Origin of the sequence: Streptomyces sp. NPDC087428 (assembly GCF_044744085.1) — a bacterium.
Taxonomy (GTDB): domain Bacteria; phylum Actinomycetota; class Actinomycetes; order Streptomycetales; family Streptomycetaceae; genus Streptomyces.
In genome coordinates this window covers 93111-107486 of the sequence record NZ_JBIUXR010000015.1, presented here as the reverse complement: position 1 = coordinate 107486, position 14376 = coordinate 93111, and the positions used below count along the sequence as shown (strand labels likewise).

Genomic DNA, 14376 nt, shown 5'->3' with positions numbered 1-14376 from the left:
GGGCGGGCCTTCTGCGACCCGTAACAGGAGGAGCGGGTCTTCGCCCGCGCTCATCTCGTCTCGGCGTCACAGTTCGCGGACTTCGCCGCTGAGGAGATGTACAGGAGCCCCGGCGAAGATCTTGATCTCGGTCCGGTGCTCAGGTCAGGCGTCGCGCGGCTGGGGAGCGGGCGGTACGAGACGCTGGTGTGCGCCGGACAGCTGGACGGACTGCCCGTCCCCACGTTCACGGCCCCCCGGCGGGCCGACGAAGTGACCCCGGTGCCTCCCTCCAGGGCGTACGTGCTCCTCCTCGCCGCCGGCCTGCTCGATGCGGGTGCTTGGGACGTGGACACCGTGGCGGCCTGCATCGCCTCCTCGCGCGGAGCCGTCGGCCACTGGCCGGACCGGGCGATCCGGGCCCTCGTCGCGGAGTGACCCCTACCCTCAGCGGGCCGGGCAGCACGATGACCGATCGCACCCCGGCGTGTCTGCGACACTGGATGAACCATGCCTAAGCCCGGAGAACTCACTTTCGTCGCGCCCCGCGGAGCCAAGAGGCCGCCGCGGCACCTCGCCGACCTCACGCCCGCCGAGCGCAAGGAAGCCGTCGCCGCGACCGGCGAGAAGCCCTTCCGCGCCCAGCAGCTCTCGCAGCACTACTTCGCGCGGTACGCGCACGACCCGTCGGAGTGGAACAACATTCCGGCCGCGTCGCGCGAGAAGCTCGCCGAGGCGCTCTTCCCGGACCTGATGTCCGTGGTCCGGCACATCAGCTGCGACGACGACACCACCCGCAAGACGCTGTGGAAGCTGCACGACGGGACGCTGGTCGAGTCCGTCCTGATGCGCTACCCCGAGCGCGTCACGATGTGCATCTCCTCACAGGCGGGATGCGGGATGAACTGCCCGTTCTGCGCCACCGGGCAGGCCGGTCTCGACCGCAACCTCTCCACGGCGGAGATCGTCCACCAGATCGTGGACGGCATGCGCGCCCTGCGCGACGGCGAGGTCCCGGGGGGGCCGGCGCGGCTCTCCAACATCGTCTTCATGGGCATGGGCGAGCCGCTCGCCAACTACAAGCGGGTGGTCGGGGCCATCCGCCGGCTCACCGACCCCGAGCCCGACGGGCTGGGGCTGTCGCAGCGCGGGATCACCGTCTCGACCGTCGGCCTGGTGCCGGCGATGCTGCGCTTCGCCGACGAGGGCTTCAAGTGCCGTCTCGCCGTCTCGCTGCACGCCCCGGACGACGAGCTGCGCGACACCCTCGTACCGGTGAACACCCGCTGGAAGGTGCGCGAGGTGCTGGACGCGGCCTGGGAGTACGCGGAGAAGTCCGGACGCCGTATCTCCATCGAGTACGCGCTGATCCGTGACATCAACGACCAGGCCTGGCGGGGGGACCGGCTGGGCCGGCTCCTCAAGGGCAAGCGGGTGCACGTCAACCTGATCCCGCTGAACCCGACGCCCGGCTCGAAGTGGACCGCCTCGCGGCCCGAGGACGAGAAGGCGTTCGTCGAGGCCATCGCCGCCCACGGGGTGCCGGTGACCGTCCGGGACACCCGGGGCCAGGAGATCGACGGCGCCTGCGGGCAGCTGGCGGCATCCGAGCGCTGAGGCCGAAACCGGCCGTGTAGCCTGGGCGTGAATTCAACTTCATATTCCGACAGGGGAGCGCCACAGCGCTGAGAGTGCGGCACCAAGGACAGGTTGGCCGCAGACCCTCTGAACCTCGCCCGGGTCATTCCGGGTAGGAAGTTCGGACCTTACTCAAGCTGTTGCGCCCTGCCCGCTTCCGGTTCCGATCCGGTGCGGGCAGGGCCGCGTCTCTTCCTGGTCACCCCCAGGAGGAATCACATGAGCACCACCAAGAAGATCGCGGTGTCGGCCGTCGCCGCCGCGATCGGCGCGACCGCGCTCGCCGGCTGCGGCAGCTCCGACGACTCGTCGTCCGGCTCCGCCGGCACCAAGGGCACCGGCTCCAAGACCGTCACCCTCGTCAGCCACGACTCCTTCAACGCGTCCAAGGACGTGCTGAAGGAGTTCACCCGGGAGACCGGTTACACGGTCAAGGTGCTGAAGAGCGGGGACGCGGGCGCCGCCCTCAACCAGGAGATCCTGACCAAGGGATCGCCGCGCGGTGACGTGTTCTTCGGCGTCGACAACACCCTGCTGTCGCGCGCCCTCGACAACGGCCTCTTCACGCCGTACGCGGCCAAGGGCCTCGACCAGGTCGCGTCCGACGTCCAGCTGGATGCCGGAAAGCACCGGGTCACCCCGGTCGACACCGGCGACATCTGCGTCAACTACGACAAGAAGTACTTCGCCGACAAGAAGCTCGCGCCGCCGAAGTCCTTCGACGACCTGGCGAAGCCCGCGTACAAGAACCTCCTCGTCACCGAGAACGCCGCGACGTCCTCGCCCGGTCTCGGCTTCCTCCTCGGCACCGTCGCGGCCTACGGCGAGGACGGCTACCAGGACTACTGGAAGAAGCTGAAGAACAACGGCGTCAAGGTCGTCGACGGCTGGGAGCAGGCGTACAACGAGGAGTTCTCCGGCTCCGCGGGTGGCAGGAAGGCCAAGGCCGACCGGCCGCTCGTCGTCAGTTACGCCTCCAGCCCGCCCGTCGAGGTGCTGTACGCGGACCCGCAGCCCAAGTCGGCCCCGACCGGGGTCGCCACCGGGACGTGCTTCCGGCAGATCGAGTTCGCCGGTCTGCTCGACGGCGCGAAGAACGAGGCGGGCGGCAAGGCCCTGCTGGACTTCCTGATCGGAAAGAAGTTCCAGGAGGACATGCCGCTCAACATGTTCGTCAGCCCGGTCAACAAGGGCGCGAAGCTGCCGGAACTCTTCACGGAGTTCGGGGCCACCGCGGACAAGCCGGCGACCGTCGCCCCGGACACCATCGCCAAGAACCGTGAGCAGTGGGTCCAGTCATGGTCCTCGCTCGTAGTGAAGTAGCGAGGACTCCCGTACGCGGACCGGGCGCGCGCGGGAAGGCCGCACGTACCCGGTCACGGCGCGGGAGCGCGGTGCGGCTCGGTCTGATGGCCGTGCCCGTCGCCTTCTTCGCGGTGTTCTTCGCCTACCCCGTCGCGGCGATCGTCGGGCGGGGGCTCAAGGCCGACGGCGTCTGGCAGTTCGGCCGGTTCGGAGAGGTGCTGAGCCGGCCGGACATCCTGGACGTCCTCTGGTTCACCCTCTGGCAGGCGCTCGCCTCGACCGCGCTGACCCTGCTGATCGCACTGCCGGGCGCCTATGTGTTCGCCCGGTTCGACTTCCCGGGCAAGCAACTGCTGCGGGCGATCGTCACGGTGCCGTTCGTCCTGCCGACCGTCGTCGTGGGCACCGCGTTCCTCGCGTTGCTGGGGCGCGGCGGCTTCCTCGACGGACTGTGGGGCGTACGGCTCGACACCACGGTGTGGGCGATCCTGCTGGCCCATGTCTTCTTCAACTACGCGGTCGTCGTGCGCACCGTCGGCGGACTGTGGTCGCAGCTCGACCCGCGCCAGGAGGAGGCCGCCCGCGTCCTCGGCGCCGGACGGTTCGCCGCCTGGCGGCGTGTCACCCTTCCGGCGCTCGCCCCCGCCGTGGCCGCCGCGGCGCTGATGGTCTTCCTCTTCACCTTCACCTCCTTCGGCGTCGTCCAGATCCTCGGCGGCCCCGGATTCTCCACGCTGGAGGTGGAGATCTACCGCCAGACCGCACAGCTGCTCGCGCTGCCCACCGCCGCCGTGCTGACGCTCGTGCAGTTCGCCGCGGTCGGCGCCATCCTCGCCCTGCACGCCTGGACCGTACGGCGCAGGGAGACCGCGCTGAAGCTCGTCGACCCGGCGCAGACTGCCCGCAGGCCGAGCGGCGCGGGTCAGTGGGCGCTGCTCGGAGGCGTCCTGCTGACCGTGCTGGTCCTGATCCTGCTGCCGCTCGGCGTACTGGTGGAGCGCTCGCTCGACGTGTCCGGCGGCCACGGCCTCGACTACTACCGCGCGCTGGCATCGGCGGATGCGAACAGCGGTACGTTCCTGGTCGCGCCGCTGGAGGCGATCGGGAACTCGCTGCGGTACGCGCTGGTCGCGACCGTCATCGCGCTGATCGTCGGGGGCCTGGCCGCAGCGGCTCTGACCAGGCGGGGGGGCCGGCTGGTCAGGGGTTTCGACGCCCTGCTGATGCTGCCCCTCGGGGTCTCCGCCGTCACCGTCGGCTTCGGGTTCCTGATCACCCTGGACAAGCCGCCGCTCGATCTGCGGACCTCCTGGATCCTGGTGCCACTCGCCCAGGCCCTGGTCGGGGTGCCGTTCGTCGTACGGACCATGCTGCCGGTCCTGCGGGCGGTGGACGGGCGGCTGCGCGAGGCGGCCGCGGTGCTCGGCGCCTCGCCGCTGCGGGCCTGGCGCGAGGTGGATCTGCCGCTGGTGCGCCGGGCACTGCTGGTCGCGGCGGGCTTCGCGTTCGCCGTGTCGCTCGGCGAGTTCGGCGCCACGGTGTTCATCGCACGGCCCGACAACCCGACGCTCCCGGTCGCCGTGGCACGGCTGCTGGGGCGGTCCGGGGATCTCAACTACGGCCAGGCGATGGCCCTCAGCACCATTCTGATGCTCGTGTGCGCGGTGTCGCTGCTGCTGCTCGAACGTATCCGCACCGATCGATCCGGGGAGTTCTAGGGATGCTGACACTCGAATCGGCCACCGTGCGCTTCGGTGACCGGGCGGCGCTGGACGCGGTGGACCTGGAGGTCGCCGAGCACGAGATCGTCTGCGTGCTGGGGCCGAGCGGAAGCGGGAAGTCGACCCTGCTGCGGGTGGTCGCCGGACTCCGGCATCCGGACGGCGGGCGGGTACTGCTCGACGGAGCGGACCAGGCCGGGGTGCCGGTGCACCGGCGCGGGCTCGGCCTGATGTTCCAGGACCACCAGCTCTTCCCGCACCGCGACGTCGGTGCCAACGTCGCCTTCGGACTGCGGATGCACGGCGTGAGCCGGAGCGAGCAGGACCGCAAGGTCGTCGAACTCCTCGAACTGGTGGGGCTGCCCGGCGCCGAGCGGCGGGCCGTCGCCGCGCTCTCCGGCGGCGAGCAGCAGCGCGTCGCCCTCGCACGGGCGCTCGCCCCCCGGCCCAAACTGCTGATGCTGGACGAACCCCTCGGCCAGCTGGACCGCAGCCTGCGCGAACGCCTCGTCGTCGAACTGCGCACGCTGTTCGGCCGGTTGGGTACGACTGTGCTCGCGGTCACCCACGACCAGGGCGAGGCCTTCGCGCTGGCCGACCGCGTCGTCGTGATGCGCGACGGCCGCATCGCCCAGGTGGGCACCCCCCTGGAGGTCTGGCAGCGTCCCGCATCGGCCTTCGTCGCCCGCTTCCTCGGCTTCGACAACGTGGTGGAGGCGACGGTCACCGGCGAGGCCGCCGACACGGACTGGGGCAAGGTGCCGGTGCCCGCGGGATCGCCGCAGGGGGCCTGTGATCTGCTGGTGCGTCCGGCCGGAGTCCTGATCGGCGCCCCGGAGGACGGTCTGCGCTGCACCGTCGGCGCCCGCACCTTCCGCGGCAACCACGTCGCCGTGACACTGGTGCCCGAACACGGCCCGGCCCTGGACGCCGAGTGCGCACTGCGCGCCACACCGGAGGAGGGCGCGCGGGTCGGCGTCACCTTCGACGCGTCGGAGAGCGTCGTACTGCCCGCCGTGCGGTGACCGGCCGCACGGGTCACCGGCCCGCGTCCGGCCCCGCCGCCCGTATCCCGTCCGCGCCGGAGCCGCCCGCGCCGGAGCCGGCCACGACCAGGCCCAGTTCGTAGGCGAGGATCACCGCCTGTGCGCGGTCCCGCAGCTCCATCTTCGCGAACAGCCGGTTGATATGGGTCTTGACCGTGTGCGCGGTGATGGTGAGCCGGTCGGCGATGTCCCCGTTCGACAGACCCCGGGCGATCAGCACGAGCACCTCCACCTCCCGGGTGGTCAGGCCCTCGACGGAGCGCGCGGGCGGAGCGGCGACCCGCTGTCTGGTGAACTCCGCGATCAGCCGCCCGGTGATGTCCGGCGAGAGCAGCGCCCGTCCGTCGGCCACCACCCGTACCGCGTGCAGCAGTTCGGGAAACGTCGCGTCCTTCAGCAGGAAGCCGCTGGCCCCCGCGGTCAGCGCGTCGTACACGTACTCGTCGAGCCCGAACGTCGTCAGCATCAGCGCCCTGGTCGCACCGCCCGAGGCGGCGATGATCTCGCGAGCCGCCTCGATGCCGTTCAGCCCCGGCATCCTGATGTCCAGCAGGGCCACGTCGGGGCGGTGTTCGGCGGCGATCCGGACCGCCGCCGCCCCGTCCTCCGCCTCCCCGACCACCTCGATGTCCGGCTGGGTGCCGAGCAGCCCGGCGAAGGCGGTCCGTACGACGGCCTGGTCGTCGGCCACCACCACCCGGATCACCACGGGAGCTCCGCCTCGACGAGAAAGCCGCCCGCCGGGCCCCGGCCCGCGGTGAGGCTGCCACCGAGCAGCGCCGCCCGTTCGTTCATCCCCACCAGCCCGTGGCCGGCGCCCCCGGCCGGCGCGCCACGCGGCCCCGGTCCGTCGTCACCGACCCGGACCGCCAGCACACCGGTCCCGTAGACGATGTCCACCACCGCCCGCGCCCCCGGCGCGTGGCGGCGCACATTCGTCAGGGCCTCCTGCACGATGCGGAACGCCGACAGCTCCCAGGACGGGGGCAACTCCGGCCGCTCGCCACTGATCCGCAGCTCCGCCGTGCCGCCCACCGCCCGGTGCTGCTCCACCAGGTCGTTCAGCCCGGCCAGCGTCGGCTGCGGCGCCGTCGCCGTCCCCGCCGCCCGGTCGGTGCGCAGCACGCCGAGCATCCGCCGCAGCTCGGTCATCGACGCGCGTGCCGTGCCCGCGATCTGCTGGAAGGCGTCCCTGGCCTGCGGGGACAGCCCCGGGGTGGTGTAGGTCGCCCCTTCCGCCTGCACGGCGATCATGGAGACGGAGTGCGCGATCATGTCGTGCAACTCCCTGGCGATGGCGGCCCGCTCCGCCTCCGCCGCCTGCCGGCGCTCCAGCACCAGCAGCCTGGACTGGGCGGCCGCCCGCTCCTGCCGCGTCTCCTCCCGTGCGCGCACCGCGTCCCCCATGCTCACCGCCCCCAGGATCACCACCGTCAGGGCCAGCGTCTCGGCGTACAGCCCGAGACTCAGCCGGTCACTCCCCTGGAGCGTGGGCAGCGCCGGCGATCCGTCGCGTGCCCAGCGGTCGATGTGGACGACGTTGACCGTGAGCGAGGCCAGCGCACCGCCGACGACGAGCAGGGCCGGGTGCTGCACGCGATGGCGGCCCAGCGTGTAACTGCCGATCAGGGTCCCGGCCACCGTCGCGTAGGCCATGTTGCCGTCCGTTCCGAAGCTGAGCAGGGCCGCGCCGACCGTGAGGAGGCAGACGGCCGGCCGCACACCCCGCCACATCAGGGAAGCCGTGCAGACCAGCACCCCGAACGTGGTGATCGCCGAGCCCGGTACGGCTATCAGCTCCCCGGCTGCGAACAGGGTCAGCGCACCTCCCGTCAGCCAGGGGTACGCGGGGGCCGAGGCCCACCGGCGCGCTCGCAGGCGCGCCCGCTGGACCCGGGCGCGGGGGGTGATCGTGCTGCTCATACCCAGGATTGTTCGGCACCGGGGACCTCCGGCACATCGGAGCAGGGGTGGAATTCCCGGCCGCGTCTCATGCCACGGGTTGAGGGCGAACACCGGATTCCGGTGTGACGTGCCGTGAGAGCCACGTTCCTAGCCTCGGATTCATGGACGGAACAGCAGATCCCGCGGCGGCCGCGGCAACCGGGGCGACGGTGCGACGCGGCGCCGGCGCGGAATGGTTCGGCCGGGGAGACCTGCCCGGTGCGTGCGCGTGGGCCGGCTGCGCGGTGGCCGCCCTGCTTCTCGCGCTGTGCTCCGGACTCGCTCCGCACCGGATCTGGGGCGCGTCGGCCGCCGCCGGATACGCCGGTGCGGTGTGGCCGGCCCTGCGCGGGAACCGCCGTGCGGCGTCGGCCGTCGCGGCCGTCGGCGCCGTGGGACTGCCGCTGCCGCTCCTCGTGTTCATGGGCCGGGCGCAACTGGAGGTCCAGGTCGTCGCGCACTCGGCGCATTCGCTGCTCGCGACCGGCTCGCCGTACGCCCCCGATCCCGCGACGGTGGCGGACTTCGATCCGTACCTTCCCGCGATGGCTGTCTTCGGGATGCCGCACGCCCTGTTCGGGGAAGGCCCGTTGACCGATCCCCGGCTCTGGACCGGAGCCGCCTTCCTCGGGGCGCTCGCGCTGGCCGCCCGCCGCCCGCCGCTGCTCGCGCTGGCCGCCCTTCCCCTCGTCGCCCTGCCGCTGGCGGTGGGCGGCGTCGACCTTCCGGTGGCCGGGCTGACGTGTCTGGGCCTCTCGCTGGCCGGACGGGACAGGCCGGTCGCCGCCGGACTGGTGACCGGCCTGGCCGCGGCCCTCAAGTGGACGGCCTGGCCCGCGCTCCCGGTGGTCGTCGTGCTGCTGATGTCGATGCGCCGGGACGGCGCCGCCGGGCGCGGGGCACCGTGGCGCTGCGCCCTCGCGGCGGGGCTCACCACCGCCGTACTCGTGCTCCCGGCCGCACTGCGCGATCCGTCGGCCTTCGTCACCCATGTCGTCCGCTACCCGCTGGGGCTGACCGGCGCCGTGTCACCGGCCGCGACCCCCTTCCCCGGACATCTGCTCGCCGCCGGGCTGCCCGGAGGCCGGACCGTCGCCCTCGTCCTGCTTCTGTGCTGCGCCCTGGCGCTGGCCGGTTCGCTGCTCGTCCGGCCACCGGCAACGGCGCCCGCCGCCGCGCTGCGGCTGGCACTCGGGCTGAGTCTCGCCGTCGTCCTCATGCCCGCCACCCGTTTCGGCTACCTCGTGTATCCGCTGGTCCTCGCTGTCTGGGCCGTGACGCAGCCGTCGTCCACGCCTCGTCCGAGCCCGGCGCCGCCGCGCTGCCGTACCCGGTGATCCGCGACCGGGCCCGGATGCTGCTGCCCGCCCCGCAGGTCGCGCGACGGGCCGCCGGACTGCTGGCGGGGCTGCCGGCGGATGCCCCCGGATCTCAGGCGGGGCGGTGAGCCGACAGCCGGGCGAGCGCCGCGGGTGCTTCCTCCGCCGTGTCGACGAGCGCGATACGGGACTCCATCGGCCGGTCCGCGGCGAGCGCCCGGAGCAGGGGCCACGCGGGCAGTTCCCGGGTCCAGTGGTCACGGCCGACCAGCACCATCGGGACCGGTTGGCCACGTGATCCGTAGTAGTTCGGGGTGGCGCTGTCGAAGATCTCCTGGACGGTGCCGGCCGCGCCGGGGAGGAAGATCACGCCCGCGGTCGAGCGGGCCAGCAGCCCGTCCTCACGCAGGGCGTTGGCGAAGTACTTGGCGATGTGGTCGGCGAACGGGTTCGGCGGCTCGTGGCCGTAGAACCAGGTCGGGATCGACACCGAGCCGCCGCCGTCCGGCCACCGCTCCCGCACGGCGAACGCCGTCAGCGCCCAGTCGGAGACCGAGGGGGTGAACGAGGGGACCGTGGACAGGAGTTCGCAGGCCCTGTCCAGCATCGCGTCGGGGTGCGGCGCCGAGGTTCGCCGCCTCCATCGCCCCCGGGCCGCCCCCGGTGGCCACCGTCAGTCCGTCGCGGGCCAGGGTCCGGCCGAGGCGGGCCGAGGCCGCGTAGGCGGCGCTGCCGCGGGCCGTCGCGTGGCCGCCCATCACACCGACCACCCCGGCCCCGGCCAGGAGCTCGTCCAGCGCGTCGGAGACCGCGTCGTCGTGGAGCGCGCGGAGCATCGACGCGAACGCGTCACCGTTGGACCGCGTCTCCTGGAACCAGTGGTGGGCGCGGGCGTCGGGCGTGGCCTCGTAACCGCCCTTCGTCAGCCCGTCGTAGAGCGCGTCGGGGGAGTAGAGCAGTCCACGGTAGGGATCGAAGGGCAGGCCCGGCACCGGCGGGAAGACGAACGCCCCGTCGGCCCGCACCTTCGTCGCAGCGTCGGGCCCCATCGGGCAGCCGAGGAAGACGGCGCCCGACGTGTCGGCGGCGAGCAGGGCGGCGGTGCGGTCCGTCAGATCGACGGACTGGACGCGGCGCCCGGCCAGCGAGCCGGCGGCGACCGCCTCGTCGAATTCGGCGAGCGACTCGATCTCGCCGCCGGGTGCGGGAATGCTCTCGTCCGGGTTCTCCACGGCCTCATGCTACGGACCGGTCGGGCGGGCGCCCCGATGGCGGCCGGCCGGCCGCTCAGCCGCTCAGGGGGTCAGCGGCAGAGCGGCCAGCTCGGCGATCGCCCAGGTCAGTGGGGCGAAGACGAGGAGCAGTGCGGCCGCGCGCAGCGCCGTCGCGGCCCGCAGCGCCGAGGCCGGGGCGCCGAGCCGCAGTAGTGCCCGCGCCGTTTCCGCGCGGGCCTGCTTCGCCTCCAGCGCCGAGGTCAGCAGCGTCGCCGTCGTGCAGCCGATGACGAGTACGGCGCCGAGCGCGGTGAGCGGTCCGAAGGGCCGGGGGCCCGTCCCGTACAGCGCGAACGCGGCGATGACGGCCGAGAGCACCGCGCAGACGACGCCCAGTGGCCGGCCGATCCGGCGTGACTCGTCCATCAGCACCCGTCCCGCCAGCAGGCGTACGGCTCCGGGTCGCACCGCCTGGAGCAGCCGTCCGGCGAGATGGGTCAGCCCGGGGCCGGCCGTGGCGAGGCCGATCGCCGTCAGCGTCCACCCCACCAGGACCCAGGCCGGAGTGGAGTCGAGCTTCCCGGGGAGCGGGAACGGGCTGCCCGCGGAACCGCGGCTCGCGTACGCCTCGACCGCGAGCCCGGCTGCCGTCAGGGCCACGCCCCACGGCAGCCCGGCCGGCGGGGCGGCCGGGGCGGGGGCCTGCTCCTCGGGCAGCAGGTCCTGCGAACCGTCCTGCACGCCCGCCGCCCGCACCGGCCTGGTGCGCAGCGCCAGCGCGCTCGCCGTGGCGGCCGCAGCGGGCACCAGGGTCAGCAGGACCAGGACTGCGGCCAGCGGCAGCGACGCCTCGGCGCCCAGCAGCCTGGCCGCCGCACCGTCGAACGGCAGGCCCGACAGATCGCCGCGCAGATGGAGGAAGAAGAGCAGCGCCACCATGGAGCCGAGGGTGCACGAGACCGCGGTGGAGACGGCGGCCAGCACACTGAGCCGGACCGGCCCGAGGCCGACGGCGGAGAGCCCGGCGCGCGGGCGGGTGCTCGGGTCGGTCCGGGCGACCGCGACCGCGAACTGCACGGTGGCGGCCAGCGGTACGAAGCACCACAGCAGCCGCAGCACGGAACCGGTGGAGTGCGCCGGGTGCCCGGAGGCGTAGCCGAGGGTGCACAGCAGGAGGAAGCCGACCCCGGCGGAGGCGGCCGCGACCAGCAGCCGCCGCATCAGGACCAGTGGATGGGAGCCGCGGGCTAGACGGAGAGCGAGCACGCCGCGCGGCCCTCCGTGTCGGTTGCGGCCGGCAGGGCGACCGTGGCGACCCGGCGTCCGTCCAGCAGCGGCACCGCACGGTCGGCGAGGGCGGCGATCTCCGCGTCGTGCGTGGCGAGGACCACCGTGATGCCGTGCGAGCGGGCCGCGCTCGTCAGGGTGCGCAGCACATGGGTGCGGTCGGTGCGGTGGAGGGTCGCGGTCGGCTCGTCGGCGAAGATCACCGCGGGGGCGGTGGCCAGCGCGCGGGCCACCGCGATCCGCTGCCGCTGGCTCTGCTGGAGGGTGTGCGGCCGCTTCCTGGCGCACATGCCGATGTCGAGGCGCTCCAGCCACTCCATGGCGGACTTCTTGGCCTCCCGGTGCGAGACGCCGCGCAGCAGCAGCGGGAGGGCGGTGTTCTCCCAGGTGGTCAGCTCCGGGACGAGCTGGGGCTCGGGGGCGATCCAGCCGAACTTGTCGCGGCGCAGCCGTTCGCGCAGCCGGGGTCCCATGGTGTGGACGGGAACGCTGTTGAACCACACCTCCCCCTGGGAGGGCACCAGTTGGCCGGACAGGCAGTGCAGCAGCGTGGTCTTGCCACTGCCGCGCGGGCCGGTCACGGCGAGGATCTCGCCGTCGCGGATCCCCAGGGACACCCCGCCGAGCGCGGGTGAGCCGTTGTGGGAGTGGTGCAGGGAGCGCGCCCAGATCACGTCGTTGTCCGGCGGGGCCACCATGGCGTACACCTCGGTTCAGATCAGATATCCCGTTCCCCCGTACGGGGGAACGAAGAGGGGGCCGATCGGTCACTCGGCACCGTAAGGATTCGGACCGCGGTGTGCGCACAGCACGCGGCCCGGGTGCGCCTCTTCCCACTCGATTGGGCGCATCCGGGCCGTGTGAACCGTATGAAATGACCGCTGGGGGACCGCCGGGGGGACGGTCAAGCGGTGGTCAAACCGAGCTCGGTCGATCAGCCGATCGAGCTATCGGTCAGAGCTTCGTCCAGGCCTCCGTCAGGACGGACCGCAGGATGGACTCGATCTCGTCGAACGTGGACTGGTCGGAGATCAGCGGCGGGGCGAGCTGGACGACCGGGTCGCCGCGGTCGTCGGCCCGGCAGTACAGGCCGTTGTCGTACAGCGCCTTGGAGAGGAAGCCGTACAGGACGCGCTCGGTCTCCTCGTCGGTGAACGTCTCCTTGGTGACCTTGTCCTTCACCAGCTCGATGCCGTAGAAGAAGCCGTTGCCGCGGACGTCGCCGACGATCGGCAGGTCGTGCAGCTTCTGCAGCGTGGTGAAGAACGCGTTCTCGTTGTCGAGGACGTGCTGGTTGAGGCCTTCCCTCTCGAAGATGTCGAGGTTGGCGAGGCCGACCGCCGCGGAGACCGGGTGGCCGCCGAAGGTGTAGCCGTGCAGGAAGGTGTTGTCGCCCTCGTAGAACGGCTCGGCGAGCCTGTCCGAGATGATGCAGGCACCGATCGGCGAGTAGCCCGAGGTCATGCCCTTGGCGCAGGTGATCATGTCCGGCACGTAGCCGAACTTGTCGCAGGCGAACATCGTGCCGAGCCGGCCGAAGGCGCAGATGACCTCGTCGGAGACGAGCAGCACGTCGTACTTGTCGCAGATCTCCCGGACGCGCTGGAAGTAGCCGGGCGGGGGCGGGAAACAGCCGCCCGCGTTCTGCACGGGCTCCAGGAAGACGGCGGCGACGGTGTCCGCGCCCTCGAAGAGGATCTCCTGCTCGATCTGGTCGGCGGCCCAGCGCCCGAAGGCCACCGGGTCGTCGCCGAAGAGCGGGGCGCGGTAGATGTTGGTGTTCGGCACCTTGTGCGCGCCGGGGACCAGCGGCTCGAAGGGGGCCTTGAGGGCCGGCAGACCGGTGATGGACAGGGCGCCCTGCGGGGTGCCGTGGTAGGCGACCGCACGCGAGATGACCTTGTACTTGGTCGGCTTGCCCGTGAGCTTGAAGTACTGCTTCGCCAGCTTCCACGCGGTCTCGACGGCCTCGCCGCCACCGGTGGTGAAGAAGACCTTGTTGAGGTCACCCGGGGCGTAGTCGGCGAGGCGCTCGGCCAGTTGGACGGCCTTCGGGTGGGCGTAGGACCACACCGGGAAGAAGGCCAGCTCCTGCGCCTGCTTGTACGCGGCCTCGGCGAGCTCGTGACGGCCGTGGCCGGCGTTCACCACGAACAGGCCGGACAGGCCGTCGAGGTAGCGCTTGCCCTGGTCGTCGAAGATGTAGGTGCCCTCGCCACGCACGATGGTGGGAACGGGCGCGTTCTCGTAGTCCGACATGCGGGTGAAGTGCATCCACAGGTGGTCGTACGCAGTCTGGCTGAGGTCCTTGCTCACGGCTATCGGGTTCCCCACATGTAGGTCTGCTTCTTGAGCTTGAGGTAGACGAAGCTCTCGGTGGAGCGCACACCGGGAATGGCCCGGATGCGTTTGCTGATCGTCTCCAGCAGGTGGTCGTCGTCCTCGCAGACGATCTCCACCATCAGGTCGAAGGAGCCCGCGGTCATCACCACGTACTCGCACTCGGTCATGGCCGACAGGGCCTCCGCGACGGGATCGAGGTCGCCCTCGACGTTGATCCCGACCATCGCCTGGCGTCTGAACCCCACGGTGAGCGGGTCGGTGACGGCGACGATCTGCATCACGCCCTGGTCGAGCAGCTTCTGGACGCGCTGGCGCACGGCCGCCTCCGAGAGGCCGACGGCCTTGCCGATCGCGGCGTACGGACGACGTCCGTCCTCCTGGAGCTGCTCGATGATCGCGAGGGACACGGCATCGACCGTTGAGGACGATCCGTTCCCGGTCCTGGAGTCTGCGCTACGACTGGCCACGGAGCCACTGTGCACCGGGACTCGTCTGTCTCGCAACCCTCAATCGATGAAATTCGTTGTTGAAGGGCTTGAATCACACTGAATCCGAAGTTCACGGCGGTTGGGTATGTCGA

At 72.0% G+C, this 14376-nt stretch carries 12 protein-coding genes, 1 pseudogene and 1 riboswitch; of the genes and pseudogenes, 6 read left to right on the top strand and 7 right to left on the bottom strand.

Features of this window, described 5'->3' with window-relative positions:
- Positions 1-135 precede the first annotated feature (135 nt).
- The 5 genes from ACIO3R_RS29615 (at position 136) to ACIO3R_RS29595 (ending at position 5668) form a co-directional block, all read left to right on the top strand.
- A complete protein-coding gene (locus ACIO3R_RS29615) occupies positions 136-417 on the top strand; it encodes a hypothetical protein (RefSeq protein WP_402110069.1) in 282 nt (93 codons plus the stop codon).
- A 72-nt stretch (positions 418-489) separates the two neighbouring features.
- Entirely contained in the window at positions 490-1596 is a 1107-nt protein-coding gene (gene rlmN, locus ACIO3R_RS29610; protein WP_385038484.1) for a 23S rRNA (adenine(2503)-C(2))-methyltransferase RlmN, read from the top strand.
- A gap of 41 nt (positions 1597-1637) precedes the next feature.
- Positions 1638-1754: riboswitch (TPP riboswitch) on the top strand.
- 82 nt (positions 1755-1836) lie between these two features.
- Positions 1837-2940, top strand: a complete 1104-nt coding sequence (locus ACIO3R_RS29605; RefSeq protein WP_402110068.1) for a thiamine ABC transporter substrate binding subunit — start codon at positions 1837-1839, stop codon at positions 2938-2940.
- A gap of 86 nt (positions 2941-3026) precedes the next feature.
- On the top strand, positions 3027-4640 hold the full coding sequence (locus ACIO3R_RS29600; protein ID WP_402110156.1) for an ABC transporter permease: 1614 nt from the start codon (positions 3027-3029) through the stop codon (positions 4638-4640).
- Between the two features lie 2 nt (positions 4641-4642).
- Positions 4643-5668, top strand: a complete 1026-nt coding sequence (locus ACIO3R_RS29595) for an ABC transporter ATP-binding protein (protein ID WP_402110067.1) — start codon at positions 4643-4645, stop codon at positions 5666-5668.
- 13 nt (positions 5669-5681) lie between these two features.
- Here the strand turns inward: ACIO3R_RS29595 and ACIO3R_RS29590 are convergent, their stop codons facing one another.
- On the bottom strand, positions 5682-6398 hold the full coding sequence (locus ACIO3R_RS29590) for a response regulator (protein WP_402110066.1): 717 nt from the start codon (positions 6396-6398) through the stop codon (positions 5682-5684).
- A complete protein-coding gene (locus tag ACIO3R_RS29585; RefSeq protein ID WP_402110065.1) occupies positions 6392-7612 on the bottom strand; it encodes a sensor histidine kinase in 1221 nt (406 codons plus the stop codon). The genes ACIO3R_RS29590 and ACIO3R_RS29585 overlap by 7 nt, the downstream gene beginning before the upstream one ends.
- 143 nt (positions 7613-7755) lie before the next feature.
- Between ACIO3R_RS29585 and ACIO3R_RS29580 the strand changes: the two genes are divergently transcribed.
- Complete coding sequence (locus tag ACIO3R_RS29580) at positions 7756-8970, top strand: glycosyltransferase 87 family protein (protein ID WP_402110064.1); 1215 nt, start codon at positions 7756-7758, stop codon at positions 8968-8970.
- A 94-nt stretch (positions 8971-9064) separates the two neighbouring features.
- On the opposite strand, the pseudogene ACIO3R_RS29575 reads toward ACIO3R_RS29580, so the two are convergent.
- The 5 genes and pseudogenes from ACIO3R_RS29575 to ACIO3R_RS29555 all read right to left on the bottom strand — a co-directional run bounded on the left by ACIO3R_RS29575 (position 9065) and on the right by ACIO3R_RS29555 (position 14278).
- Positions 9065-10184: pseudogene (locus ACIO3R_RS29575) on the bottom strand (LOG family protein).
- Between the two features lie 63 nt (positions 10185-10247).
- On the bottom strand, positions 10248-11432 hold the full coding sequence (locus tag ACIO3R_RS29570) for a hypothetical protein (protein ID WP_402110063.1): 1185 nt from the start codon (positions 11430-11432) through the stop codon (positions 10248-10250).
- Positions 11414-12151, bottom strand: a complete 738-nt coding sequence (locus tag ACIO3R_RS29565) for an ABC transporter ATP-binding protein (RefSeq protein WP_402110062.1) — start codon at positions 12149-12151, stop codon at positions 11414-11416. Before ACIO3R_RS29565 ends, ACIO3R_RS29570 begins: the two co-directional genes overlap by 19 nt.
- A gap of 256 nt (positions 12152-12407) precedes the next feature.
- A complete protein-coding gene (locus tag ACIO3R_RS29560; RefSeq protein ID WP_385038504.1) occupies positions 12408-13787 on the bottom strand; it encodes an aspartate aminotransferase family protein in 1380 nt (459 codons plus the stop codon).
- The gene (locus ACIO3R_RS29555; protein WP_385038507.1) at positions 13772-14278 is read right to left on the bottom strand and encodes an Lrp/AsnC family transcriptional regulator; all 507 of its coding nucleotides are present in this window, start codon (positions 14276-14278) and stop codon (positions 13772-13774) included. Before ACIO3R_RS29555 ends, ACIO3R_RS29560 begins: the two co-directional genes overlap by 16 nt.
- Positions 14279-14376 lie beyond the last annotated feature (98 nt).